The organism is Bacillus sp. TL12, from assembly GCF_022625245.1.
GTDB lineage: Bacteria > Bacillota > Bacilli > Bacillales > Bacillaceae_G > Bacillus_A.
Genome location: NZ_JAJJBY010000013.1, coordinates 117,858 through 144,450 on the forward strand (window position 1 = coordinate 117,858; position 26,593 = coordinate 144,450).

At 34.8% G+C, this 26,593-nt stretch carries 23 protein-coding genes; 8 read left to right on the plus strand and 15 right to left on the minus strand.

All coding sequences use genetic code 11. The features are described from left to right. The first annotated feature begins 523 nt into the window (after nt 1–523). The gene (locus LOK41_RS14610; RefSeq protein ID WP_241817172.1) at nt 524–1,390 is read left to right on the plus strand and encodes a DnaD domain-containing protein; all 867 of its coding nucleotides are present in this window, start codon (nt 524–526) and stop codon (nt 1,388–1,390) included. Then, nucleotides 1,387–2,676 (plus strand): replicative DNA helicase, encoded by a 1,290-nt coding sequence (dnaB, locus tag LOK41_RS14615; RefSeq protein ID WP_241817173.1) that lies wholly within the window; start codon nt 1,387–1,389, stop codon nt 2,674–2,676. The genes LOK41_RS14610 and dnaB overlap by 4 nt, the downstream gene beginning before the upstream one ends. 78 nt (nt 2,677–2,754) lie before the next feature. Here the strand turns inward: dnaB and LOK41_RS14620 are convergent, their stop codons facing one another. Continuing rightward, nucleotides 2,755–3,567 carry a hypothetical protein gene (locus LOK41_RS14620; RefSeq protein WP_241817174.1) on the minus strand — a complete coding sequence of 271 codons (813 nt, stop codon included), beginning with the start codon at nt 3,565–3,567 and terminating at the stop codon, nt 2,755–2,757. A gap of 414 nt (nt 3,568–3,981) precedes the next feature. Between LOK41_RS14620 and LOK41_RS14625 the strand changes: the two genes are divergently transcribed. After that, complete coding sequence (locus LOK41_RS14625) at nt 3,982–4,197, plus strand: PepSY domain-containing protein (RefSeq protein WP_241817175.1); 216 nt, start codon at nt 3,982–3,984, stop codon at nt 4,195–4,197. A 187-nt stretch (nt 4,198–4,384) separates the two neighbouring features. Here LOK41_RS14625 and LOK41_RS14630 read toward each other — a convergent pair whose 3' ends face one another. Both LOK41_RS14630 and LOK41_RS14635 read right to left on the minus strand, forming a co-directional pair. Beyond that, complete coding sequence (locus tag LOK41_RS14630) at nt 4,385–4,915, minus strand: MFS transporter (RefSeq protein ID WP_241817176.1); 531 nt, start codon at nt 4,913–4,915, stop codon at nt 4,385–4,387. Continuing rightward, entirely contained in the window at nt 4,912–6,351 is a 1,440-nt protein-coding gene (locus tag LOK41_RS14635; protein ID WP_481748817.1) for an FAD-binding oxidoreductase, read from the minus strand. The genes LOK41_RS14630 and LOK41_RS14635 overlap by 4 nt, the downstream gene beginning before the upstream one ends. An 893-nt stretch (nt 6,352–7,244) precedes the next feature. On the opposite strand from LOK41_RS14635, the gene LOK41_RS14640 reads away from it, so the two are divergent. Continuing rightward, on the plus strand, nt 7,245–8,171 hold the full coding sequence (locus tag LOK41_RS14640; RefSeq protein ID WP_481748814.1) for a hypothetical protein: 927 nt from the start codon (nt 7,245–7,247) through the stop codon (nt 8,169–8,171). A 264-nt stretch (nt 8,172–8,435) separates the two neighbouring features. Here LOK41_RS14640 and LOK41_RS14645 read toward each other — a convergent pair whose 3' ends face one another. The 9 genes from LOK41_RS14645 to LOK41_RS14685 all read right to left on the minus strand — a co-directional run bounded on the left by LOK41_RS14645 (nt 8,436) and on the right by LOK41_RS14685 (nt 17,615). Further along, nucleotides 8,436–9,977, minus strand: a complete 1,542-nt coding sequence (locus LOK41_RS14645; protein WP_241817179.1) for a hypothetical protein — start codon at nt 9,975–9,977, stop codon at nt 8,436–8,438. A gap of 100 nt (nt 9,978–10,077) precedes the next feature. Then, entirely contained in the window at nt 10,078–11,127 is a 1,050-nt protein-coding gene (locus LOK41_RS14650) for a glycosyltransferase family 4 protein (protein ID WP_241817180.1), read from the minus strand. Between the two features lie 33 nt (nt 11,128–11,160). Next, nucleotides 11,161–11,934 carry a glycosyltransferase family 2 protein gene (locus LOK41_RS14655; protein ID WP_241817181.1) on the minus strand — a complete coding sequence of 258 codons (774 nt, stop codon included), beginning with the start codon at nt 11,932–11,934 and terminating at the stop codon, nt 11,161–11,163. Then, nucleotides 11,912–13,132 (minus strand): O-antigen ligase family protein, encoded by a 1,221-nt coding sequence (locus tag LOK41_RS14660; RefSeq protein ID WP_241817182.1) that lies wholly within the window; start codon nt 13,130–13,132, stop codon nt 11,912–11,914. Before LOK41_RS14660 ends, LOK41_RS14655 begins: the two co-directional genes overlap by 23 nt. Next, on the minus strand, nt 13,113–14,585 hold the full coding sequence (locus LOK41_RS14665) for an oligosaccharide flippase family protein (RefSeq protein WP_241817183.1): 1,473 nt from the start codon (nt 14,583–14,585) through the stop codon (nt 13,113–13,115). The genes LOK41_RS14660 and LOK41_RS14665 overlap by 20 nt, the downstream gene beginning before the upstream one ends. 30 nt (nt 14,586–14,615) lie before the next feature. Next, on the minus strand, nt 14,616–15,584 hold the full coding sequence (locus LOK41_RS14670) for an NAD-dependent epimerase/dehydratase family protein (RefSeq protein WP_174101577.1): 969 nt from the start codon (nt 15,582–15,584) through the stop codon (nt 14,616–14,618). A gap of 22 nt (nt 15,585–15,606) precedes the next feature. Beyond that, entirely contained in the window at nt 15,607–16,245 is a 639-nt protein-coding gene (locus LOK41_RS14675) for a sugar transferase (RefSeq protein ID WP_241817184.1), read from the minus strand. A gap of 13 nt (nt 16,246–16,258) precedes the next feature. After that, a complete protein-coding gene (locus LOK41_RS14680; protein WP_241817185.1) occupies nt 16,259–16,879 on the minus strand; it encodes a CpsD/CapB family tyrosine-protein kinase in 621 nt (206 codons plus the stop codon). Next, entirely contained in the window at nt 16,863–17,615 is a 753-nt protein-coding gene (locus tag LOK41_RS14685; RefSeq protein ID WP_174101572.1) for a YveK family protein, read from the minus strand. Before LOK41_RS14685 ends, LOK41_RS14680 begins: the two co-directional genes overlap by 17 nt. Before the next feature lie 532 nt (nt 17,616–18,147). Between LOK41_RS14685 and LOK41_RS14690 the strand changes: the two genes are divergently transcribed. Continuing rightward, the gene (locus LOK41_RS14690) at nt 18,148–19,371 is read left to right on the plus strand and encodes a helix-turn-helix domain-containing protein (protein WP_241817186.1); all 1,224 of its coding nucleotides are present in this window, start codon (nt 18,148–18,150) and stop codon (nt 19,369–19,371) included. A 177-nt stretch (nt 19,372–19,548) separates the two neighbouring features. Beyond that, nucleotides 19,549–20,676, plus strand: a complete 1,128-nt coding sequence (locus tag LOK41_RS14695; protein ID WP_347269306.1) for an acyltransferase family protein — start codon at nt 19,549–19,551, stop codon at nt 20,674–20,676. Between the two features lie 214 nt (nt 20,677–20,890). Here LOK41_RS14695 and LOK41_RS14700 read toward each other — a convergent pair whose 3' ends face one another. Further along, on the minus strand, nt 20,891–21,922 hold the full coding sequence (locus LOK41_RS14700; RefSeq protein ID WP_241817188.1) for a S66 family peptidase: 1,032 nt from the start codon (nt 21,920–21,922) through the stop codon (nt 20,891–20,893). Nucleotides 21,923–22,145: 223 nt separating this feature from the next. Between LOK41_RS14700 and LOK41_RS14705 the strand changes: the two genes are divergently transcribed. Next, complete coding sequence (locus LOK41_RS14705) at nt 22,146–23,207, plus strand: endonuclease/exonuclease/phosphatase family protein (RefSeq protein WP_481748815.1); 1,062 nt, start codon at nt 22,146–22,148, stop codon at nt 23,205–23,207. Between the two features lie 453 nt (nt 23,208–23,660). Here LOK41_RS14705 and LOK41_RS14710 read toward each other — a convergent pair whose 3' ends face one another. Both LOK41_RS14710 and LOK41_RS14715 read right to left on the minus strand, forming a co-directional pair. Then, nucleotides 23,661–24,293 carry a sterol desaturase family protein gene (locus tag LOK41_RS14710; protein ID WP_241817189.1) on the minus strand — a complete coding sequence of 211 codons (633 nt, stop codon included), beginning with the start codon at nt 24,291–24,293 and terminating at the stop codon, nt 23,661–23,663. Nucleotides 24,294–24,314: 21 nt separating this feature from the next. Beyond that, complete coding sequence (locus tag LOK41_RS14715; RefSeq protein WP_241817190.1) at nt 24,315–24,998, minus strand: GntR family transcriptional regulator; 684 nt, start codon at nt 24,996–24,998, stop codon at nt 24,315–24,317. A 287-nt stretch (nt 24,999–25,285) separates the two neighbouring features. Between LOK41_RS14715 and LOK41_RS14720 the strand changes: the two genes are divergently transcribed. Next, nucleotides 25,286–26,389 carry a coiled-coil domain-containing protein gene (locus tag LOK41_RS14720; RefSeq protein WP_241817191.1) on the plus strand — a complete coding sequence of 368 codons (1,104 nt, stop codon included), beginning with the start codon at nt 25,286–25,288 and terminating at the stop codon, nt 26,387–26,389. Nucleotides 26,390–26,593: the final 204 nt, after the last annotated feature.

Here is a 26,593-nt window from a genome sequence, read left to right on the forward strand (position 1 = left end):
TAAAATCGGCAACTCTTCCTCAACAATCTGGTCCGATTGCTGAACAAGAAAAAGTCTTGCATTTCAAAACAGGATTTTTGATCAAGCTTTATCCCGCATTAACGGGCAGTAATATTCCCACCTCAAAATTCGGCGGGAGCAAAGAAGTTAGGTGGGAGATAAACTGCCCGTAAAAGCCCGATTGGTTCAACTAATAATCAGTGGGGGATGAAGAAAACCCCCACTGATTAAAGTTTCACTTTATTTCAAAGCTACATTTAGAAACATACACAGCACTGTCGACCATGTACATATGAAAAGAACTCCTACTAAGCCCCTTACAACCCCCTCCCAATAAATAAATCACTAAAAAGAAACAAAAACAAAACAAAAAAACAACTACAAGCATTTCTTCGAAGTAAAAGTAGTCGTAGTCATTTTTTTTAAAATATAAAATAACCCCGCCAAAATTCCTTTCTTATCCCTATATACATCATGGAACCGCAAATTACATATGTTTCATTAAGGAATAGGAGGAATAAAGATGGCAATATACCGTAATGTACAGGTGAATTTTTGGCAGGATGATTTTGTTTTGGATTTAACGCCGGAGGAGCGCTATTTCTATCTTTATTTGCTTACTTGTTCGAAGACGACGCAGTGCGGAATTTATTCGCTGCCGAAGCGTTTGGCTGAGATGGAGACTGGTTATAACCGGGAGACTGTTGAGAAGTTGCTGCAGCGCTTTGTTGATTATGGAAAGATCTTGTACGATGCGGAAACGAAGGAGTTATTTATTTTAAATTGGCTTCGTTATAATCCGATTACGAGTACGAATGTAGAGAAGTGTGTGCTGCGTGAGCTGAAGAGTGTGAAAAGTGAAGAGTTTGTTAAGATGTTTCTTCGGAAGTGTTTGGAGGACGAGATGAGTATTCCGCTACTTTTAGAGCAATTCGGTTCGCCGTATGATGTGTCTGATATTGTTACAGAGGAGCTGATTGATCAGTATAAAACAGAGGAACAAGGTGAGGAAGAGGAGGAAGAAACGGGAAACGGTGTATTTCTGTTTTATGAACAAAATTTCGGTAGTTTGTCGCCTTATGTGGCGGAAGAATTAAGTGAGTGGATGACAGATCTATCGGAGGAGCTTGTGTTAAAGGCGCTTCAGATTGCGGTTGAAAATAATAAGCGGACGATTGGTTATGTGAAAGGGATTTTGCGGGAGTGGCATAGAAAAGGCTATATGAAGCTGAGTGATGTGGAACAAGCGGAAGTGAATTTTCGGAAGAAGGAGCCGCCTGGTATGCAAGAGACGGAGAAGTTTTTGGCGGAGTGTGAGGAGTGGGAGAAGAATACCCCGTCTGAAGAAGAGTTGCAGAAGTTCTTGCAGGAGCATGGGTGGCGGCCATGAGCATTCAAAATATAGAGGCGGAACAGACGGTATTAGGTTCTTTATTGCTTGAGGGAGAACTGATTCAGGAATGTCGTCTCACTGAGCACCATTTTTCTACGGTGGTGCATCAAACGGTATTTCGGTTAATGCGAGAAATAGAGGAAAGTGGACAGAAGATTGATCTTGTTATGCTCGTTTCTAAGATGAATCCCGACTTTTTGAAGCAAATTGGCGGGATTGAGTATTTTGTAAATATGATGGAGAGTGTTCCTACTACAGCTAACTTCTCATATTATGAGGGGCTTGTTCGGAGCGCGTGGAAAATGAATCAGGCAGGCAGTGCAGCACATAACATGTGTGAACGGCTGCTTGCGGAGAAAGATGAGAAAGTAATTGGCGAGACGATTACAGCGCTTTGTAAACTAGAAGAAGGGGATTGTACATTAGATTTTGATTTGAAGGATATGTTAGTCGATCTTTATGAAGAGCTCCATCAAGATACAGAGGAACTAACGGGCATTGAGACGGGTTTTTCAGCTTTTAATAAGATGACGTGTGGCTTGCAGGAAGGTGACTTCGTTGTGATTGGGGCGCGGCCTTCGATTGGAAAAACGGCGTTTGCTTTAAATATTGCGCTTCATGCGGCGAAATCGGATGCGGCAGTTAGCTTGTTTTCTCTAGAGATGAGCAATAAGCAATTGTTGAAACGGATGCTTTCTTGTTTGGGTAGTGTATCAGGGGAAAGGATGAAAAATCCAATGCATCGCTTTACGATAGATGACTGGGGGAAAATGAGCCAGGCATTTGCGGAAATTGGAGATCTGCCCATGGAAATCTATGATAAGGCCGGCGTTACAACGCAAGAGATGTGGATGCAAGTGCGGAAGCTGAAACGAAAGTATGAGGATAAAAAGCTGCTTGTAATAATTGATTATTTGCAGCTTATTACAGGTGATTCAAACTATAGAGGAAACAGGTTTCAAGAAATGAGTGAAATCTCTCGTAAGCTGAAGTTAATGGCACGCGATTTAAATGTATGTGTCATCGCATTGTCACAGTTATCCCGCGGTGTAGAGTCACGTCAAGATAAGCGCCCTTTTTTATCTGACTTAAGGGAGACAGGGCAGATTGAGCAGGATGCAGATTTGATTATGCTTATGTATCGGGAGGATTATTATGATAAGGATACAGAGCATAAAGATATAACAGAAATTCAAATCGCAAAGCATCGGAATGGGCCTGTTGGGACAATGAAGCTAAGGTTTTTGAAGGAGTTTGGGAGGTTTGTGGAGAGGGAAGAGTAGAAATGTTTTTTGAACCCTTTAAAAAAGGATAGATGCAGTAGAATATTCTACTATTATCTATCCTTTTTCTCTTATGAATTATTGTGCTTTAAATTCAATCACTTGATTTTGATTGATTGTTTTACCATCTAAAAGACCTTTTGCCGTTATGTAAATAATTGTTTTCTTAGAGTCTTCAAGTTGACCAATTGCATACGTTGCGGTGAAGCTACCGGTGCTTAGTTTCCACTGTTCACCATTCCATCTTCCAGTTATTTTTTGACCATCGTCAGCTGGGATTTTATCATCGTAATTTAGTGTACCAAACTCTGTTTTTAATGTATTGCTGGCAAAATCAATTTGAACTTTGTTTAATAATTTGATTGGAGAATTCGTTTGAATCTCGTATACATTGTCACTGATTTTTTTGAAGTGAATTTTCCCTTCTTGTCCTTTAACAAGTTTCATATATTGATCAGATGATAGGAACAGTTCATATTCTTCCTGTGTAATTCCCATATTTTCATGATATGCTAATCTTTCTCCAGGCTGTGCTGCTTTTATATACTCCATGTACCACGTATAATTTTTTTGAAGACTTGCTTGCATTTTTTTATTAATTTCTTCAAGTTTTTGTTTCATATCTTCTTGTATTTGTATTGTCATAATATCAGCAGTTGTTTCTGATTCTACTAATAATGGTGTGATGAAATCTTTTGTACTCTGATTAGTAGGTGATAAAACTTCTTCAGTTTTTTTCGGATTTGTATCCTGTGTATCCTCATTTTTTGTAGATTTCGTTGTTTCTTCTGCCGCAGTCTTTTTTGTATCGACTGGTTTGCTTTCAGTAGAATTATTACATCCAGCCAATAAAAAGGAAGTTGTTAGTGCCCCTAGTATGATTTTTTTCATTAAAAATTCCCCCGTATTTTTTTCATAAAAACAAACAGTACCATAATTATACATTGAAAATATTACCATAACAATTTGTTATTTTGAAAGTATGTTAAATTCTCCATTTTCTAGTTACTAGTATTGATTACTTGCGGATTATTACACATGCTTATCAACTTATGAATTCAGAATTACCCCAAAACGAAAAAATGAGATTTTGTGTTACAAGTTAGCACAAAATTTCGTTCTGAGGGTACTATAAAATTTTAGCTTGATAGCGATGAGGCAATCTCAAATTCTTGACTTGATGGGCATACGTCAGGACTCCTAATAATATATAAGGGAAAATTTATAATCTTGATTAATTGGTACAAGCACTTTTTTCTTTTTTTCATAATATATTTCAAAAATAAAATTAAGGAGGAACTTCAATTGTATGAAAGAATACTAATGGTAGATTATGCTCAAGGTATAGCCCTTAAACAAGTACCTGGAAATGTTGAACGTATAAAAATGCATCTAATATATGGAGTAATGTTTTATAAATTCTATATTTCAGCAAAAGATAACAAAAGATTCATTGTAGAGGTTGATGCAAGATCAGGAAATGTCTTAGGAGTTAGAGAGATAAGACCTGATTCAGATTGATTCATACTTCTTTTTCTTCTTGAATTAAAGGGTAGCTTTAATTGAGCAAAAGTGATCGTCATCGACGGGTTTTTTTATGTTGAATTCTAAAGGCCTCACCATATCAAAAAAAGAACATTGTACGTTTAGACACAAAATAACCGATTCCCTGTATGTTAAGGAACCGGTTATTTATTTTACTGTTTTCTTATTTCTGCTTCACTATCACAATACCACTCACCATATATAAAACGGAAGCGATATAAAAAATGGTACCAATCGTTAAAAAGTCGACTAGATAGCCTGTTATGATGACAGCTACTGCACCACCAATTGAAGTCCATACGTGGTATTTTCCTATTTCATAGCCTGCTTCTTTACTTTCTACTTTCCGGGCGAGTGATGTTTTTTCGGTGTTTCGTTGCACGGCACCTAAGCACCCCATCATAATTTGTAGAATGTAAACGTGCCAAACTTCTGTAGCAATGGGAAAGCAGAGCATTAATACCGCCATAGACCAAGCGTATATAATTAATAACTCTTTATCTCCAAATTTATCAGAGATTTTTCCGATTAGAGGATAGACTAAAGCGGAAGTTAATGCAAATAAGCCATATGCCCAGCCAAATTGAGAGAAACTATCTCCAACATTTCGAAGCAGCAGTATGTAAAAGGGGAATACCATACTGCCGGCCATCATGATGATACTTTGCGAAGTTACAAATCTTCTATATGTCATTTGCTATACTCCTTATAAAATAAATTCACAAACCGTTCTTGCGAATCAATTTCTTTCTTTTTTTGAAGAAATTCTTCTATACGAGGATATGCCTGCTTCAGTTGCTGCTTTGTCGGATAGGAATAATACGGTAAATAATAACTGCCATTGTGCTTTAAAGTAACATCTATCATCTTCCCTAACACTGTTTTCGTCTTCTTTATTTCACCCTCAGAACGTCCTTGATTAATAAGGAGCACAAGTGCAAACATATCATCTTTTGCATAGGATAAAACCGCATTCTCATTTTTTTCTACATAACGGATCGTAATGTTAAGAAGGTTTAATTCTTCTTTGTTTAATACATTTCGCAAATCATCTATATAAGCTGTAAATTGATCGATAGGTACGAAATATTCTTGTAAAATCTCTGTTCGATTTGGATTTTCGTATTCCATAAAAGTACTATCTGATCGCATCACATTATTTCGAGTTTCATATGTTTCATTTATGCGCTCAATGTAGTTCCTTTGTATATCCCAAAACGTATTTTTTCCCCAGTCGCTATACCTTGATAATCCAAGGAAAAACTTCGGCGCAGCAATAATATTTTCTTCTTTTAGTTCGCTGTATTCTTCCCGTTCATTTTGGTTCTCTGCTAAAACATAATCTGTCACATACATTTCTTTTAAAAATGAGGTTGGAGCTACAGAAATACGCGCTAAGTGCATGCGAACATTCTCATCCTTTTTCACTTTCCCTTTAAAATATGATGTATACTCCTTATAATCTAGCGTTCTCGTTTTCATTTCATATAGTTCGTCTTCCGTTAACTTAAGCGTCACATCTAAGATCACGCCGAATAAACCGTAACCTCCAATCACATAAGGAAACAAGTCAGCATTTTCTTCTCTACTTACATTCTTAACCGTACCATCTGCCATTAACAATCGAAAGGATTCTACTGTATCAATGAGTGCTTCATGACGAATATCGCGTCCGTGTACGTTTACACTTAATGAACCGCCAACTGTAAAAATATTTTGAGATTGCATCACTTGAACAGCAAGGCCATATGGATTTACTTTCTTTTGAATATCATCCCAGGTCACACCGCTTTGCACGCGAATTCTCTTTTTCTCTGGATCAAATTCTAATATTTTGTTATATCCTTTCATATCAAGCACTGTACCATTTGGATAATAAGTCTGTCCGCCTTGACTATGCTGCATTCCCGCAATTGAAATCTTCTCACCTGAAGCATTTGCAGCCTTAACTAGCTGCTTTAATGTCTGTTCATCCTCCACATTTTCAACCTGTTTAATCTTTGTAGGAAGTAATCTGCCCACATCACTTATAACTGGATTGGCTAGCTGTTTTGTATATGTATGGATAGAGGCCGTGCATAACAAGCCATATGCAGTAATTACTATCAGTATTGTTCGTGTTTTCAATATACACTCTCCTTTTTTAGTTGTAATATAAAGAATTTTATATATAAGTTTTATATTATATCTTTTTCTAAAACGAAGGAACATAGTGTAAATAAAAAAGCACGCTATCATAAGAAAAATCTCCTTTGTGATAACGTGCTCGCTCACATGTATAGAACTAGAATTGTTAATACCTTAGGATTCTCCCTATGCTCATCAACTTAAGAATATTTATTACCCCTACTGTGAAAAACGTTATTCCTTCTAAACAAGATAGATTAATGTGTTTTCTGTTGACACTTTCGACGTAAATCTGTAAGGAAAAGAAATACACCTTTTGCTTGCAAAAAACATCTATCTGCACGAAAATAAAAGAGGTAATAGTTGTAAAAAATGTTATAAAATCCAATCAGTCTCTTTTTAGTAAAATCTACCCTATCAATAAAGCTAAAAACATTCTTATTCAAAGAAGTTTTTATATTTTTCCTGTTTAGGGGAGATCATATCAGTTCTTGAGGAGTGTATGGTAGTCTTCTTATCTTTTAATCTTGTTTTATCCCGTTATTTTAGGGCAGTAATACTCCCACCTCAAAATTCGGCGAAAGCAATGTCCAGCTCTAGCGGCTAAAATCTCCAGCCGTTTCGCTCCCTCGGACGAGGCAAAAAGCGCCTCTCTGTCGGGAGCTCCAACGTCCTACGATTTTGAACGAGCCGCTTCTGCTTTTCTAAAGAAGGTAGATGGGAGATAAACTGCCCGTAAAAGCCCGATTGGTGAGGGTTGATAATCAGTGGGGGATGAAGAAAACCCCCACTTTCATAAAGTTTCACTTTATGAAAGTGTTCATATTTGAAGGTGGCAATAGGGTATTTATATATAACGAACCGAAGAGAGGAAACTAAATATGAGGATGAGTACGATGAAAAAAATGATTGGTTTAATCTTCTTAGGTATAGCACTCGTTATTTTTGTTTTTTACTATCAAAATCATTCTAATTCAGATCGAAAAGAGAAGATATACGTTGAGGATTTTAAAGGGAAAAATGATTCTGATAAAATTCAATTAGCGATCAATAAAGCAAAGGATAATAAAATAAAGATTGTTTTGCTTGATGACAAGAAGTACAAGATTACCTCGCCTATCGTTGTGAAGCAAGGTGTTAAGCTATTATTCGGGTATGGAACGCAGTTCATTGTTGATGGTAATTTTAGGGTGATTGAACTTGAGAAGAATGCTTCCATTGAAGGGGCCTATATTGCCATTGATGATGCGAATTTTAACTCGGAAGTAATCTATTTAGATGGTAAACATAAATATTATAACACTTGGAACAAAACACATATAAAGGATATAAATATCATCAATTGGTCTGAAACAAACAAGGGAACAGGTATATCGTTATACGCCGGCGGAAGAGAACATGAAATTTCTTTTGTTAACTTCGAAAACGTTAAGGTAGTAGGAATGAAGAATGGAGTAAAGTTAAAAGTAGATAAACCGAATTCTGGATATGCTTGGATAAATGCGAATCGGTTTCTGAATTTTTCTTTAGAGGATTGTGTAAACATGATTTACATGGATAGTCATTCAACGATACCGAATGAGGCTAGTGGGAATCAATTTACCGATTTACAGATACAGCCTTCAAGTAAAACAAAAAGTGTTTTGAAGGTGAGCGGGCAACATAATGAGTTTCATGGGATGGTGTGGGATTTGGACCAGATCAAGCATGAAAATGCTATTATTGAGCTTACAGATAAGAGTATGGATACGACCATTGAGCTTTCTTCTGTGCCTATGAGCAGAATCTCTGATAGGGGACAAACAAATAAAATGAAACAGTAACTATAAGGTTCTCTTAATCGGAAGTTGCTTTTGGAGGAGGAGCCCCTAGATTCATGTAGAGAAGGGGATAATTATTTCGTATAAATTGAAATTCACCTTCTAGGGGCATGATAATGTAAAGTGAATTGTTAGATTATTTTGTGTTTTTTGATATAAGAGATGAAAGTTTGTGGAATTTTTGAATAGCTAACATTTGAAGATATCAAAGGGGAGTATTTTAACATCTACTAAATGGAAGTAAATGAATCTTGATTTGTATGATTTTCATAGTTTAGATGTGCTAATTTGCCCTTGATCATTTATACTCAATTTCCATTTTGTTCCGTTCGGAGAAGTCAACGTCACAGTATTCCCTTTTTGAAATTCTAAATCTCCATATAATGTGCCACCAGTAGTTGGCAGCCATGAGGAGCCATGTTGTAAAGATGATTTTGCGAATATTCTATTTATACGAAATCTCTTGTGATCTTGTGTATATCCGCTTAGTGTTAGTTTAACTTTATACAACGTAGTTGCTCTTACGTCTGAAATTACGGTGTTTCCGACATTAAATTGGAGATCTTTAGCAACCTCCCATGGTCCATTTAGGCTCCGCTGATATTCAATTAAAATACGACTTGGACTTTCATTCCATCCAAAATAGATGCCAATACAATTTAGCATTTTAATAGGCTGCTTAAAAAAATCTAACTCGATAACAATTGGCTGCGTGCTAGGAACATCTAGGTAATTCACACTTTGTTCATCGAGTAGGTTAAAACAATTATTAATATGTCCTCCGTAAGGGGATTTTCCAGAAAGTTGGCGTATTGTGTAGCGGAGATTTGCATTTACTAAAATATCATCTTGATTTCCAACTAGATGCGCTTTTCCTAATGCAAGAGGAGGGTATATAGGAAGAGATTCTTCATGTGGTGAGGTACAATGGTTGTATAGGCCACGATCAAGAATAGATGTGGAGGCTTGATTTGAAAATAGGTAGTTATGATGAGAAGTGGAAGAAAATTCGATGACGAGAGGAGGAGCATCCATACGAAAGACGTCCCATATTACTCCATCAAACATATTATAAGCACCGGAACATCGGATTACTTTCTTTGTTTGTTTCCGGCATTGTACTTGGATTCCGGTAAAGGTGTTCCCGGAAATTTCGTAAGGTAATTCACCATTTCCTACAATCTCGATACCGTACTGACAGCCATCTATGAAGATAGAGTGGAAGGAGTTTGCATTAATCCAGCAAGGATTGTTTATATCCTCGAGCTTTTCTGTTTTTAAATAGATGGCCGTATGAAAGTTTGTGATTTGAATTGAGTATGCCTTAACGAAACTTATGAAATCCCATGCTTTTGTGCAAGAGAAATAAATTGCAATACCTTGGTAAGTGGTTGTACGGTTTATTATATTAATATTTGATATACAAGTATGATTATGAATTTCTATTTGTTGGGCACCAGAAAGAAAAAGAACGGATGAGTTAAAGCTGTTGTCCACGATTTCAATCGAGCCACCAGAGATTGAAGAGTTTTTTTGAAGTTCAAACACTTGGAAATTCCCTTTCACGATTAATGTTACAGTGGGATCCATTTCAAGATGTACATTTGACTTCATAACAATAGGAGAGGATATAGTGTATTGTTTCTTCCCAGTGATAACAACTTTGGAATAATTGTTGGCCACGCAATAATCAATGGCTTCTTGAATAGCTTGGGAATTATTGAGTAAATCTGGACTGGCACCAAAACAATCAATATTAACAACACTTTGATTTCGGCAATCTTCAGCAAAGTTATGAGGTTCTGTCAACTTATAACACTCCTTATATAGTGGGGTATTATATAATATGCATGTTAAAAAAAATGCATATGTATAAAAGAAAAAACAAACGATGACCTCGTTTGTTTTTTTAATATTGATAGGTTTCAAGTGTAGAATGAATCATATTTGAGAGGGAAAAGGATGTTTCTACTTTTTCTCTTGCCGCTTTTCCTAAATATTTTCTTAAGTCTTGATTGTCATGAAGGAACTGGATTTTTTTGGCGAATTCTTTTTCAGAGTGATGAGAAATGAGAATTCCAGTTTCTTCATTTATAATCGCCTCTTTGATACCGCCAACATCGACAGAAATAATAGGGGTTCCAGAAGCCATTGCTTCAAGGACTACCATCGGAAACACTTCTCTTAAGGATGTTAGAAGCAACAAGTCCATATTGCAAATAAATTCATATGGATTAGATGTATTACCTAAAAGCTTCACCTTATGATTTAACTTGAAATCACGAATCGTGTTTTCAATAAAGTCCCGTTCAGGCCCATCTCCAGCAATATAAAACATTACGTTACGTACATCTTTTAACTCATTTGCAATTTTTAAAAAAAGTTCATGGTTTTTCTCTTTTGATAATCGGGCTAAAATTCCGATATTGAGGGTTTCTTTAGGTTGTATTTGTTGAAAATAAAAATGTTTTACATCAACACCATTGTAAATTGTTCGAATAAGGTCTTTTCTTATACCGAATTGTAGTAATCTCTCTTTTTCAAAGTTACTAACTGCGATGATTTGATCAACATGTTGATTTAACACTTTTTTAAATAGCGCGGGCAATTTTTTTTCAAGTATTGTAACATTGTGTTTTGTATAAACCAGCTTAATTTTTCTCCCCGTGATTTTTTTTATTGCAATGGAATACAGTAACATTCTTAGACTATTTGCATGGATCACATCAATGTTCAATTTCATTACCTGTTTACTTAATGCATAGAGATTAGCAGGGTGATTTTTTAAGCTTAACGGAATGAAATGATGCTTATTATGAATTTGTTTATATAACTCACCTGTGGCAGCTGCTGAATAAAACGTCATGTTTTCATCTTTGAGATGGTTTTCTAATTTGCAAAAATACATCTCAGCGCCACCTGTTATGAGTTTATCGGTTAATAATAGAATATTGTTCATTTTTTATTTCCTCCCACTGGATATAGAAGTAGGTCAGCCTCCTCTGCTTTTTTTGTATGCATGATAGGCATATTGACTAAAATAAAAGTTGGCTTTTACAAAGTTTAACTTTTCCTGGTTTCGTAACAGTTTCCAATATCGGTAGGCAGCTTTTAATTTATTTCTTGAAGTAGAATTACTTACAATGCGATATTTAGATAAAACCTTTTGTAAGCCATAGGCTTGATATCCTAGCCGTAATAATACTAGCCATAGGGCAGTATCTTCAGGTTGGATAACGGGCATTTCAATTTGTTTCAATTGACGCCGATCTAACATTACCGTTAAACAGCCTATCGTTGTATTTCCTAGAAGATATTTGTAATCTACGATTTTTGGTGCATGAACTTGCACATTCATTGCATTTCCTCGTTCATCAATTAAAGAATACGAGGTAAAAGAAAAGGCTAGATTACCTTTTTGCATAAAAGTGACTTGTTCTTCTAGTTTGGTAGGTAACCAGAGGTCATCGCTGTCTAAAAAGGCGATATAATCTCCTTGAGCTTCTTTTAATGCTATATTTCTAGCCCTAGCAGCACCAGCATTTTGATTTAAAGTAATCAGTTTAATTCGCGGGTCTTTTTCTATATATTGTTTGATGACATGGACTGAGTCATCTTTCGACTGGTCATCAACGATAATCATTTCCCAGTTAGTATATGATTGAGCCTGAACGGATTCAATGGTTTCTTTTATAAAAGGAGAGCTGTTATAAGAGGGAGTGATAACAGAAACCAATGATTCGTTATTTTCTTGTGTGTATATCATAAAAACCAGCCTCTTTTCTTTCATATACAGAAATATATTTTAAAGCAATTGCTAAAAAGGAGAAAAGTGCTTCATTAATCATGAGAGAAAGGGATATCATCTGTAATAAAAAAGCGAAAAGTGTAAGAATAATATACGGTTTTTCACGATGCAATTTCGTTTTAAAGATCTTGATTAGGAACAGGAATAAAAAAGAAAGGTAAAAAAGAAAGCCAATAATTCCTGCCTCTACTAAGATTTCTAGATATGTATTATGAACATATAGTCTTTCATTATGTTCAAATGCATAATAATCCGAAAAATTAAAGGCACCGATTCCCAAAAGGGGATAAGACATAAAATAGTGAATCGCCTGTTTCCATAATTCAAATCGACCACTTCCGTTATCAGAAGAAAAGTCATTGATACGGCTGGAAATAATCTGATTCAAATCGATTTGCATAAAAGAACATGCGGCGTAGATGGCGACTAGACATAACAGAGCAACAAGTATCATTTTTACCTTTTTTAGAAAATCCGCTAATAGTATATACAAAATGATAACGAGTATTAGGGCGACAATACCGCCCCTGGAAAAAGTAAGAAGGTTGGTAATAATACATAAGATGAATCCAAATGAGTTTTTAAATCCTTTTAAGTGTGTTAAGTAAAAACAAAAAAATAATGTATTATAAAAAATGAAGATGTTTGGGTCATCAAGTAGTCCAATTAATCTTGGATAATCCCTATCTAATAGTAATCCGTAAGAGGTAATCTCAACGCCTGTTGGGGATCCTCCGGTTATCTGCAGTCCAATTATGTACAATAACAAACTCGTAATGTTAAATAGTATCCCGACATTTGCAATGGAAGATTCAATAGCACGAATTGAAGCTTGCTCCATCATATATATCATAATGAAGTAGCAAATAAGGACAAGGATTACTCCTAGAATGACGCGAATACTTGATTCAGGATACTGTGAAAAAGCACCGCTTAGGCAATAGGTAAAATAAAATAAAAGCAATAAAATTTCATAATGATAAAGAGGGCGAAAGTAAAAGTTTCGAAAGTAAATACAGAAAAAAATGGCTAGAAAAATCATGTAAATTTTTAATGAAAAACCGATGGACAAATTATATTTACTAAGTGTAATAAAAAATAACAAAAGAAAAACTTCTAAAGTAGAAGTATTTTTTTTAATTTGTAATCTTTCCATTCTCCCGTTGTCCCCCGTCTTTTAAATGATTGATATTCTGTTGTTTTTTCTTTCTTATAAAATCTTCAATCAAGTCCCGGATTGTTCGATCAAATAGTAAAACCATCGTAGACATTAAGATAATGGTAGAGAACATGGCTATAAAAGGAAACTTATATAATAAGTAGTGTAATAGGATAAAACTTATCGAAAAGTAGGTTCCATATGGAATAATGACTTTATTTAATACTGCTCTTCTGATTGGATTAGCTAATATATAACCAATCAATGATACGATTTCCATCGTTAAAACAGAAAAAGCTGCTCCCGCTATTGTATAAGTAAGACTCAGATAATAAAAAGACACTAAGCCAATAGAGATGGTTATAAACTGAACAATAGTACGGCGGTTTTGCAGTCCTCTTGTTGTGAGACCATCAGCTATGGCGATGTTAAATCCTTGTAAGACAATAATAAAGGACAATATTTTTAACGGTTGAACCGCAGATCCCCATTTATCTCCAAATAAAATCGTGATCAAATAGGGAGATAAATAGAATAGAGATATTGTCATGCACATCCCAATCAAGGACATAAATTTCATTTGCAGGATATTTAGTTCTGTATGTTTCTTTACCTCCCCATGACTATAATGTTTAAATAGCAGTGGGAAAAATGCACCTGCAATAACCCCTGGAATTTGATAGAGGGCTGAGGGGATCCGGTAAGCTACTGCAAAGAGCCCAACAAGTCCTAAGGGAAGTGTTTTTTCTAATACTAATGGACCTAGTTGCGGAGTTAAGATAATAAATAACCCACTCATTAAGAAAGGACTAATATGGATCAGTAATTTTTTTTGAAAAGGGACTTTCCATTGAAATTCCATGTTTTTTCTGAGTAAATACAGACAGTAAATCCCACCGACTAAATAAGAAAAACCATATAAAAAAGCTGTTACATGTATATCCACCTTGAAGCTTATGCACAAGATGGTAAATATGACTAAGATAATGGATGAGAAGATTTTTATAGATGCGATAAATTGCATTCTTTCAGCTAATTGAAAGTAGGTTATTCCGATGCTTTGCAGCACGAGTCCGATGATTAAAGGAATCATTAAACTATACATCATATAAAGAATTTGTTGTTCCTGGTAAAAGATATGGATACCGAAAGAAAAAATAATAAATGTTAACAGTAAACATACTACTCGAACTTTTATATAAGAAAAAAATGTAGCATGGAGGTTTTCCTGTTTTGATCCTTCACGAAGGAACGTATTACTAACTCCTAAATCTGTAAAAAAATGCATGACCATGGAAAGAGCTAGTGCTACACTAAATATTCCATAGTTCTTTGAGTTAAAGTAATTTGCCAACAGTATGAGCGTACTTGCATTTAAAACATTCGCTAAAATTGTGCTGTAAAGTAAGTGGAATATATTTTTAATAATTGAGTTTGTTTTCTTATTCACTTATTTCTCTCCCAATTTACAACTGTAAAGTTACTTAAGTACAGATGTAGGTTCTTTTCCACTAGATAAAATAGGGTCTTTTTGCTTAAGGTAATAATCATATGTATTCGCAAGACCCTTTTCCAATGAATATATAGGTTGCCAGTCTAATTTTTGAATGCTCTTTTTATTACAGAGCAAACTTTCTTTGAGATCACCGTCTTTTGCAGGTTGGTAAATGGGGGATACATTTTGTTTTCCAATCGATTGAATCATCGAGAATACTTCATTGATACTTGTACAAGTTGATGATGATATATTGAAAGTACCGCTCCCATTGTATTTCAATGCCTGAAGATTGGCACTTGCTACATCGTCTACATAGATAAAATCTCTTGTTTGTAAACCATCCCCGTAAATAACAGATTGCTCCTCTTGCATTACATGATTGATAAAGATTGAAATAACTCCGCCTTCACCGCTTACAGTTTGCCTTGGACCATAAACATTGCTATATCGAAGAATGACATAGTCTATATCATATAATTCTTTTGCGAGCTTTAAATACTCTTCAGCTGTTTGTTTAGAGACGCCATAAGGTGATAAGGGACGAGTAGGGTGTGAGACTGGAATAGGCATGATTTTAGAATTGCCATATACAGCTGCTGAAGAAGCAAATATGATCTTTTTAACACCATATTTCTGAGAGAGTTTTATAATATTTGTTGAACCTATTATATTGATTCTTGCATCATTTGTTATATTTGAAACGGAATTTTGTACGCTAATTTGTGCGGCTTGATGAATTACAAAGTCAGGCTTAAATGTTTCTATCGCTTTTTCTAATGCCCCTTCATCTTCTACGCTATCAAAGAAAGCGATCCCTTTTGAATGAACATTATTTATGGATCCGGTGGATAAGTTATCATACACAGCAACTTCATAATTATGATGAACTAATTTTTCTACAATATGGGATCCGATAAATCCGAAGCCCCCCGTTACTAGCACTTTCTCCATTTTTTCTTCGCCCCTTCAATATTTATCTAGCTCCATTTCCAGTAAATACAATGGCCAATGTTTGACATAAAATCTTGATTTCCATAGCGAATGATCGATGCTGGATATAATATAAGTCAAATGCTAATTTTTCTTCGGGAGTTAAATCATATCCACCATTTACTTGCGCCCATCCTGTTATTCCGGGTGTTACAATTAAACGATGTTTAAAATTAGGTAATAACTTATCAAACTCTTTATAGAAATATTCTCTTTCAGGTCTAGGACCAATGAGAGACATATCTCCTTTTAACACGTTAATAAATTGAGGGATTTCATCAATTCTTGTTTTTCTTATAAACGCACCTATTCTTGTAACCCTCGGGTCCTCTTTAGTTGCCCACTGAGGGCCGTTTTTTTCAGCATCTAAAAACATGGAGCGCAATTTTATTAATTTAAAGTCTTTGCCATCCTTTCCTAGACGCCATTGATAAAAGAAGGGAGAGCCGGTTGATTCAATTGGAATAAGGATGCAAAAAAGAACTAAAATGGGTGATAGAAGTAACAGCATGAATAACGAGACAACAAAATCTACAAGCCGTTTAACAAGAAGGTAAGATGAAGTTGATAGAAGTTTTACTTGTATTTCTACCTGCCTATCAATCTTTATTTTTGGGTCCAAAAGTTACCCCTCCTTATGAAATAATAACTGCACCGATTATTTCATGTTTGCTATGTTCAAGTTGTTTTCTTACACTCGCAATTTTTTCTAACTTATCACGACCTTCCTGTATCATTAAAACAACGCCATCACAATATTTTGCGAGGAATTGTGCGTCTGGTGTGTTTAGGAAATCGGATGTGTGAAATATAATGATATCAAAATACTCTTTCCACTCCTCAATTAGGATTGGGAAGGTCTCTAATGTTAACAATGTCATTGGCTCATAAAGGTCTTCACCTGTAGATAAACAAGATAGATAATCCGTTATTTCTATTGTAGTATCTTTATTTTGCTCTCTTAAAAGTAAGTTGCTTAGGCCAAATGAATGATCGATATTAAACGCATGGTGTAAAGAGGGTTGACGCAGATTCGCGTCCACTACCAACACTCGTTTTCGTTGTTCTGAAAAAGCTAGGGCCAAATAAGCAGTAGCATTCGTTATATTTTGTGTTTGTGCAAGTGAAGTAATCATTAAGATTGACTTTTCCTTTTGAAGGCTCGGTTCAATCTGGTTACATATGCTATAAAATCGTTCTTTGATGGTAATGTCATATGGATTAAACAAATATTTCTTCTTAAATTTGATGGCCATTCTGTTCACCTCGTTTCATAGAAGGTAAGGTTTTATAAGCTGTTTTTTGTTTGTTTTTTCTTTTTTTGGTATGTAAGTTCACTCTTCCTAATAATGGGAGACCAAGATGTTCAAGTTCTCGATTATTGTAAGTTGAATCGTCAAAGTGTTCTCGTAGCATTGCCAAGCCAATTCCAGCAAAAAAGCTGATTACAATTGAAATGGCTATAATGAATTTAGGTTTTGGAAAAAGTAGTTCAGCCTCTTCTGTCACCTCAGAATTATTAAGAATATTAAGTTGATTTGCATTTGTATAGTTTTTAAATTTAGATATGGATTGATTTACGACAGATTGTGCAATTTTTTTAGCTAATTGTGGATTAGAATCCTTCACTGAAATCGTAATAATCTGTGAATCATTTCTATTCGTAACGGAAACCTGTTTAAGTAAATCATAGCTTGAACGAGTCAGGTTTAACTCTTTTTTTACGCCTATCATGATATATGGACTTTTTATAATATCCATATATGAAAGGGCTAGCTGCTTGTTATCTTGCACTCTATTTACTGGATTTTCTTCTTTTTCTGCGCCTAAAGATCCAGCAAGAACTTGGGTGGAGTACTGATAGATTGGTTTCATAAGGTACATGGATGAAATAATAATGAACCCACTAGTGCAAATTGTTGTAAGTATAATGATTAAGAATCGCCTTTTTAAAACTTGTATAAACTCTTTTATTTTTACTTTTTCATTCATCTCGTTCACCACTTTTTCAATTTAATAGTAGAGTTTTGGCGTGACTTTCCAAATGGAAATGATCACCTTTGGTTTTGAAAAGGTCCTTATCACATTTATATTAGGGTGAAAAAATTATAAGCCTAGCATCCGAACAAAAACGGAACGGAATTCTTCTTCTCGAATTGTTGCTATGCAGGGCATAGCAACATCGTAATCAAGCTAAGAGTGACAAGAGGTATATGTAAGTGTGTTTTTTGAAATTTCTATGACTATACGAAAGGTGTGCATAACAAATAAGTCAATCAAATGGATACTTAAATAAAGAAGTTTGTCAATATGATCTTGCATCTTATAAATCCAAATAATAATTGTTTTTTCTGAATGTTTATAGTAAGATTTTTGTATAAATTGTATTTTTTTGAAAATTAATAGAATTTTTTAGTGGGTTTTCACTCTTCACAATGTATTTATCAATCCATAAATGTAGTACATAAATGTTTGGTTTTTTATATGAAGTTTTATTATCTTATCTAGTTAAAAGGAGAATATAATGAATCATTCTATGGATATACAATATTTGTGTGATATTTTATATCAAACATTTCACGTATCTATTCAATTTGTATCGACAGATGAAAAAATCGTATATAAATCTACTTCTAATGATATTTGCAGTCCTTTTTATTCTTCTAAGGAGGAACAATTTAGTGAACTTTTTCAAGAAAATGACCCCTATAATTTTCCGATTATGAGAGGAAACAGTTATCTAGAAAATTTCGTTTTCACTCATGTAGTAGATCATGAATATATAAAAGGAACCTTTGTAATAGGACCTTCTACATATCCAAAGGTATCAGAAGATATGGCCATTAGACTTATGAATGAATTTGGAACAAATGCTAGTATACAAGACGGAATTGACTACTACCATTCCATACCTGTAATAAAAAAAATAACTTTAATTGATATAGGAATTTTATTACATTACATGATTTTTAAAGAAAAGTTAGATGTCGGTGCTGTTTGGGGAGAAAATAAATTATTGGAGAAAACGTCCTATGAAATTGCGAATCCTGATTTATATATTTCAGCCCGTCGTCAAAATAGTCCTAATCATTACGATATAGCATTAGAACGGAAATTTTTCACATGTATTAAAGAAGGGAACAAAGAAAAATTAATAAAATATGCATTTCCGCAGGAAGATGCTGCAATTTCATCAAAAACAAATCCACTAAGAAATCAAAAAAATAATGGCATTATGGCCATTACTCTAGCTACTCGTTATGCGATAGAGGGGAATCTCCCATCAGACATTGCTTTTTCGCTTAGTTCTCTCTATATGGAGAAGATTGAACAACTAGATAATATGTATTCAGTCAATAGATTAATTGAGGATGCTTTATGTGCTTTTGCTGATCGTGTGAAAGAATATAGTATTCAAAAATATTCGCATACAATTACTGCATGTTTAAATCATATTAGCAAAAACATTTACCATGAAATATCTCTCAATAATCTCGCTACGCTGCTTGATATGAATCCTACTTATTTATCTAAATTGTTTAAACAAGAAGTGGGAATCCCTTTTAGTGAATATATTCAAAGGGAACGAGTAGAAGAAGCAAAAAAACTATTAGCATTAACTACATATCCATTATCAGATATTTGTGCTTGGCTTAACTTTTATGATCAAAGTTATTTTACAAGAGTTTTCAAAAAAATATGTAATATGACTCCTAGGCAATACCGTGAAAGACATACAGTGGTATAGGATACACCAACTTAATTTACGTCTTCATTTATAAGTAATAATACTTTCGCTTCTAATTTTTTCCATGTGTTAAAAAATATATAATCTATTTCTTTATGATTTTGCTAACTATATGAACATAATAGGGGAATGGAAGGTATCCTATATTTTAATAAAAATCTTTTTAGTAGGAGTAGTATGATGAAAAGATATGAGGAGTTTGACTCTCTCAGAGGATTAGCAGCACTTCTTGTAATAATTGGGCATCATATGATGTTATTGCCTGCGTATGAAAATTATCGGTATAAGTTAAACAGCCCCTTCATCGTTTATTTATTTAAAGAAACTCCTTTACGTCTTGTCTTTAGTAGTGGTAACGAATCTGTCATTCTCTTTTTTGTATTGAGTGGTTTTGTTTTATATTTATCCATTCATAATGAGAAATTTCATTATGGTGTATACATAATAAAACGGATTTGCCGAATTTATATACCATATCTAGTGGCAATTAGCATTTCTATTATTGCTAAAATGCTTTTTAGTCGTAATGATATGCCATTTATTAGCGATTGGTTTAGCAAATCATGGACGGCTGAAGATACACTAGTTTTATTCTTACAACATCTTGCTTTTATTGGTGAATATAACACGGACGCATATAATAATGTTATATGGTCTCTTGTCCATGAAATGAGAATTTCGATTGTATTTCCATTTCTGACTTTGTTTTTTATTCGAAAAAAGCTCAAATATTCCTTATTGTGGTTTATAACTTTAAGTCTTTTTTCGACTCTGGGTCTGTATTTGTTTGATCCTAGCGGAAGCATAACTAGTAGTTTTTTAAGTTTTCACTACATCACTCTTTTTTTTATGGGAGCTCTATTAGCTAAGTATCGTTCTTTTATTTTTCATTATGCTTTAAATATGAAAAAAGCGGTAATAATTGCATTGCTGCTGATTGCAATTATTTGTTTTATGTACGAAGGAATGATTGGCGAGGTAGATTTTTTGAACAATTATATATTAAGAGACTACGTTGTCTCATTTGGGGTTTGTATAATAATGATTATGAGTGTCGCTTCATGGACATTTAGTGCGTTATTAAGGAGAAAAGTATTTATTTTTCTTGGAAAGATTTCTTATAGTCTGTATTTATATCATCTTGTTTCTTTATTCTCAGTTATGTATTTATTTTATGATACACTACCTACCGTATTAATAGTCTTTCTTTCTTTTTTTCTTTCTTTTTTACTGGCTTTACTGGGGTATTTATTTATTGAAAAACCTTGCATAAAACTTGGGCGGTATTTAACTAGGAGAGGATGAACAATCGAAAGCATTTGATTTCTTAAATGGTGTTGAAATTAAGTCACAAGAGGAATTAAATGTGATGAAAAAAGCATTAGGTGATTTTCCGAATGATTTTATGACTGCTAAGTATGTGTATGAGGAACAAATGAAGGCGAAGAGTAAGCAAGAATAATAAAAAGGTTCCTTAACAAATAAATGTTAAGGAGCCTTTTTCGTTGTAAGAGAGGGTTTATTGTACACCACTTTCCAAAATCGAAAATGTCTTTCTCTCACAATCAATTTCTGCTAGTGCGCCATACGGTAAAATAAACTTAGGTTCCGTATGACCGAAATTTAAGTTATAGAGAATCGGTAATTTTTCTAAACCATATTCTTTCATAACTGCTGTAATTTCCTGTTTATATTCTTCATAATACTGCTCGTCTTTCGGTTTGCCGAAAATGATTCCGTTTATGTTTTGTAAAATGCCTTGCGCTGCATAATTACGTAACCAATATGTTACGTAATTTGGGTCTGGTTTGTCTTCAGATGTTTCAAAGAACAGGATGCAATTATCCCAATATTTTTTCTCAGGCCAAAGTTCTGTTCCTTTTGCAAACTCAAGTACTTCGATACAACCGCCGATTAAACGCCCTTGTGTAATACCGGATCCTTGCAGAAGTTCATAACTAGTATTTTTCTGCATTGTCCGTCGTTTACTTTTGTTTGATTCAATCCATTCTAAACGTTCACTCGTCCATTCTGTAGCGGGCCTGATCTCGCCAATCGGTTCATTTGAAAAAAGAGTTCGATTCACCATTTCAATTGTATATGGATCCATCTCAACGTTTTCAGCAAAATCCGTTAAAATAGCTGGGCCGTAAAAAGAAGAAATGCCAGCTTTATGACAAAATAAATGTGGAATAGTCACATCTGAATAGCCCATAAAGATCTTTGGGTTTTCACGTATAACGTCAAAATCAATATAAGGAAGCAGGCGAATGCTATCGGATCCGCCAATATTTGCAATGATGCCTTTTATACTTTCATCTTGAAATGCAGCCATTAAATCTTGTGCACGAGCCTGTGGATTTTCATAAGTATATGCCGAACCTTTTAAACTATTTGGCATAGGTACAACCTTAAGGCCAAACACTTCTTCTAATCTTTTTACCCCTTGTTCATAACGCCACCTGAGTTCTGGATCGCCTGCGCCTCCCCATGAAGGACTCATTGTTGCGACGCGATCACCTGGTTGTAATCTTTTTGGTTTTTTTAACACCGTAACTCCCACCCTTAATCATTCGATTCACTATATGATTTGTATAGCATGTAATCCTTTTCTACATCATGAAAAAAATCCCTGCTATGATGCGAGGGTGGGGCTAAATTCTATTGTTTTTTACTTGGATGATGAAATGGAAAGTTACTTTATGTTTACATCTAGAACATGTTAAAATGTCCACGTGTGCAAACTATAAAGAGAGAATAAGGGAGTCGGGAACTTGAAGAAGAAGGCATTGAAAGGTTTATTATGGGGTACAGGCTCGATATTGGGTGCTTGCGCGGCATTTATTACGTATGTGGTAATTACGGATGTGAAGCATAAGGATGTTGAGCAGTTGAAGGTGGCAAATAATAACGAGCGCGTTCTTAAAGTTGGAGAAGAGTTTAAGGCGACAACGTTTAATATTGGCTACGGCGGTTTAGATAAAGATCAAGATTTTTTCTTAGACGGAGGGACGGGTTCACGCTCTAGTAGTAAAGAGCAAACAGAAAAGAATATCGGCAATATGCTGTCTTTCTTACAAAAGGAAGATTCTGATTTTATTTTAGTGCAAGAGATGGATGAGAAGTCGCTTCGTTCATTTGATGTGAATCAGTATAAGGCGTTTCAAGATGGACTGAAAGGCCTTGCGTCTACATTTGGTTATAACTTTAATGCGCAGTGGGTGCCGGTGCCAATTAAGAAGCCGCACGGATATACGAACAGTGGACTTGGTTCGTTCTCAAAATATAAAGTAGAAGAAGTGACGAGATATCAGCTTCCTGGAAGAGAAATGTGGCTTCGTCAATTATTCGAATTAGATCGAGCGATTGTTGAGCATAAGGTTCCAGTTGATAGCGGGAAATATTTACGAATGGTGAACGTTCATTTATCTGCATATGATAAGGGCGGAAACATTAGAAAGCAACAAGTTGAGTTTTTGAAAGAGTATATGAATAAGCATTACAAAAATGGCGACTATATTGTGCTTGGCGGAGACTGGAATCAGCTATTATCTGATGTACAGTTAAAAGATCCGAAGTTTAAAGAAGAATGGCCAGAGTGGTTAGTACAGCTTCCAGAAGATTTCACTGATGGTGGGTTTCAGTGGGCTGTTGATGATACTGTTTGGACAGTTCGTGATAATGTGAAGAGCTATGTCGAAGATGAGAACTTTGTTACGATTATCGATGGATTTTTAGTGTCTCCAAATGTGGAGATTGTGAGCGTACAAGGGCATGATTTGAAGTTTGAAAACAGTGATCATAACCCGGTCAGCGCAGTGTTGAAGTTAAAATAGTAGGGAAGACAACGGAATGGTTCAAGAGTGAATATGTGCAAGAAGAGTGTAACCATCTGCTGTCTGAAGTCTTATCCAATGTAAGTAATCTCAGCTCGTTCATTCATTCCATTAATGGATGAATGACAGAAATTGCAACGTATCAAGGAAACTTCCAAGTAAAGACGACAAATATTGTCCAAGATGTAAAATAAGCTGTATTCTTCAATATAACTTTTGATTTTTGGGGATACATTATTTTTAAAATAAATCACTGAAAAAGTTTGATTATAAAAGAGTTTTTACAACAAAATGGTTCGTCACTATCCTTCGGCATACGGAAAGGAACGAGTGACGAACCCTTTTGTTTTATCCCGCATTAACGGGCAGTAAGACCTCCACCTCAAGATTCAGAGAGAAACGAGGAAGGTAGGTGGGGGATCAACTGCCCGTAAAAGCCCGATTAGTTGAACTTTATAATTCTATTTTCTGGTCGCTACGTTTTTCTAGATTTTTAGCAGTTTTACTTTGGTCAACATCCTTTTGGTCTTTAAAGGTACCCATGAGAAAATCATAGGCTGGGTTCGTAACACCATACCAGTAATTTTCATTTTTGAAATGATGCCATAAATGAACCTTTTTCATCCAACGCCCCCATGGAGATATTGGCTGAAGGGGGCGATGGGCGATATAATGCTTCCACTCATAAAATAATAAAAAGAGCATGATACCTGCAATAAATGCGTTTGTAATTACAAAGCTAGATGAAAGAAAATAAAAAATGGCTGCTACAATTGCAATGTTTGGCACACTATACCATAAGGGTAAAAATAATAAATGTAATTCATTCGGATTTGTATGGTGGTCATAATGTAATCGTTTAAGCATTTTTAACAAAAATACATTCTTTGGTGGTTTCAGATGAAAAAGAAACCTGTGTGTAACATACTCAGCTAAGGAATACATAATCATTCCCAGAATAAAAGTGCCCCAAATTCCGATAGAGGTTAGATGTGGAATCATAAATCCAAAGCTAATGAGGAATAGACAGCTCATGATTAATATATCAGGGTAGAAAAAATATTCTTTTAAATATTTCACTCTCATTTATAACGCCTCCAGCTTTCTTTATTTTTTTCTATCTTTCCAGAGAGCCAAGCTTTTCGCCAGTGTTGTCTTAGACAATCTTTCCGCTTCCATTGCATCGCCCTTTAATGCAGCTTTTAATAAGTCGTGGTAATAGTTGAAGGACAACGCACGATGATCTTTTACAGAAAAATATCTTTTCGCCATATCTACATAAATGGAATCGAAGCTATTTAAAATGAGTAGAAAGATCGGATTGATAGCAAGGCCAGCACACCTTTTTTGCAAATCCCAATCAAATGCTGCATAGCTTTCTGCACTATCTTCAAGCTGCTCTAGATTGGCAAGGAGAGCAACCACTTTAGGTTGATTAAACGTAACAGCATCACGAATATAAGTCGGAGTCAACGAACTTCTTAATTCTAATAAGTACATGATAAATTCATCTGTAATGGTATGATGATTCTCAACAATATTAACAAGTGTCGTTAGATTCCCATTGCTCCAATAATCATTAACAATCGCAGGCATTCCTTTTCTCCCTGTTATCCATCCACCCCTTTCTAAACGTTGAAGTACCTCCCGAATAGTTGGACGACCAACACCAAATTCTTTTGCAAGCTCTCTCTCCGGCGGTAAAGTACTTCCTATAGAATAAACACCAGCCAATATGGATCTAATTAATTCATTCTCAATTTTATCTGAGGAGCGTTCCTTTTCTTTCAAATCATCGTCCCCTTTATTTTATGGTAATACAAGTTAAAGACAGTGGTAATACCAAAATTATATATCTAGTTTGAATTTTCTGTCAATAAAGAGGGGTGAATTTTTATAAATATAATTAATGAAGAAGGAGGAGAAAACTCTTTCGCTTTTTTGATAAAAATTTGCTTGGTTAAAGTTTCACTTTATAAACATTTGTTATACTATTATTATATTAATAGGATAAAAAAATATATTTTTAGATGTATACATAATAGTTGAATACTCACGAAGGAAAAGGGGACAAAATGATGAGTACGAAAAAAACAGTCGCAATCTCTACACTAGCTTTAGCAATGATAGCAGGAGCTGATACGGGTTATGCGGAAGTGAATGATGCCGCTCCAACCCACGATTCTATTGGGCAACATGCGGAAGAGAGATTATCTGAACTGAAGCAAGCGAAACAACATGCGGAAGAGAGAGCAGCAGAATTAAAACGGGCGAAGCAAGATGCAGAAGCGAGATTATCTGAAGCGAAGCAACACGCAGAAGAGAGAGCAGCAGAATTAAAACAGGCGAAGCAAGATGCAGAAGCGAGATTATCTGAAGCGAAGCAGCACGCAGAAGAGAGAGCGGCAGAGTTAAAACAGAAGAAACAAAATGTAGAAGAGAAAGTAACGGAAGTAAAGCAACATAAAGAAGAGGTAGAATCAGAATTAAAGCAGAAGAAACAAGATGCAGAAGCAAAAGTAACGAAAGTGAAACAACATAGAGAAGAGAAGCTATCAGAATTACAACAAATAAAACAAAATGCGGAAGCGAAATTAAAGGAATTAAAACAGAAGAAACAAAATGTAGAAGAGAAAATAGCAGAATTAAAGCAGATTAGGAAAGATGCTGAAGAGAAAGTAGCGGAAGCAAAGCAACATGTAGCAGAAGGGGTATCGGGTTTAAAACAGGTGCAACAAACGCTAGAAAATAAAGTAACGGAATTAATCCGTGCGAAGCAAAAAATAGAAGAATCAGTATTAGAGTTAAAACAAATGAAGCAAACGCTAGAAAATAAATTAGCTGAATTAAAACAGTCGAATCAAACTGTACCAGAAGAGAAGTTAGCAGAATTACATGAAACGAAACGAAATATAGAAGAGAAAATAGCGGCATTAACACGTACAAAACAAGATGTAGAAGCAGAGATAGCTGAATTAAAACAGTCAAAGCAAAATGTAGAAAATAAAGTAACGGAATTAGAAACGAAGAAACAAACGAATGCGCCTCTTAAAGTGGAAAACGATAAAAGAGAACTTCCTAACGCCGGGGGAACAGAATCTAATACAACTGCTCTAGGAATGTTATCGATTTTAGGTGGCATTGTATTAGCAATGCGAAATAGAATGAAAAAAATGTTTTAATAAAATGTATCGCTATAAATAATAAAATGAGTGAATCAAAACTGTTTTTTTGCAATAATTTATAAAAAATGATAAAAGCCGATTTCCATGAACTGTACCCTAATTGTTAGACACAGTCTAACAATTGGAGGTGCAGTTTTTTTATGGCTAAATTTTCTTCAAAAGAAAAAATACAAGCGGTGAGACGATATTTAAATGGTAATA

Coding starts and splice junctions, on each gene's coding strand:
- LOK41_RS14610 (WP_241817172.1), top strand. CDS start 524: ATGGCAATATACCGTAATGTACAGGTGAATTTTTGGCAGGATGATTTT.
- dnaB (WP_241817173.1), top strand. CDS start 1,387: ATGAGCATTCAAAATATAGAGGCGGAACAGACGGTATTAGGTTCTTTA.
- LOK41_RS14620 (WP_241817174.1), bottom strand. CDS start 3,567: ATGAAAAAAATCATACTAGGGGCACTAACAACTTCCTTTTTATTGGCT.
- LOK41_RS14630 (WP_241817176.1), bottom strand. CDS start 4,915: ATGACATATAGAAGATTTGTAACTTCGCAAAGTATCATCATGATGGCC.
- LOK41_RS14640 (WP_481748814.1), top strand. CDS start 7,245: ATGAAAAAAATGATTGGTTTAATCTTCTTAGGTATAGCACTCGTTATT.
- LOK41_RS14650 (WP_241817180.1), bottom strand. CDS start 11,127: ATGAACAATATTCTATTATTAACCGATAAACTCATAACAGGTGGCGCT.
- LOK41_RS14655 (WP_241817181.1), bottom strand. CDS start 11,934: ATGATATACACACAAGAAAATAACGAATCATTGGTTTCTGTTATCACT.
- LOK41_RS14660 (WP_241817182.1), bottom strand. CDS start 13,132: ATGGAAAGATTACAAATTAAAAAAAATACTTCTACTTTAGAAGTTTTT.
- LOK41_RS14670 (WP_174101577.1), bottom strand. CDS start 15,584: ATGGAGAAAGTGCTAGTAACGGGGGGCTTCGGATTTATCGGATCCCAT.
- LOK41_RS14680 (WP_241817185.1), bottom strand. CDS start 16,879: ATGGCCATCAAATTTAAGAAGAAATATTTGTTTAATCCATATGACATT.
- LOK41_RS14685 (WP_174101572.1), bottom strand. CDS start 17,615: ATGAATGAAAAAGTAAAAATAAAAGAGTTTATACAAGTTTTAAAAAGG.
- LOK41_RS14690 (WP_241817186.1), top strand. CDS start 18,148: ATGAATCATTCTATGGATATACAATATTTGTGTGATATTTTATATCAA.
- LOK41_RS14695 (WP_347269306.1), top strand. CDS start 19,549: ATGATGAAAAGATATGAGGAGTTTGACTCTCTCAGAGGATTAGCAGCA.
- LOK41_RS14710 (WP_241817189.1), bottom strand. CDS start 24,293: ATGAGAGTGAAATATTTAAAAGAATATTTTTTCTACCCTGATATATTA.
- LOK41_RS14720 (WP_241817191.1), top strand. CDS start 25,286: ATGAGTACGAAAAAAACAGTCGCAATCTCTACACTAGCTTTAGCAATG.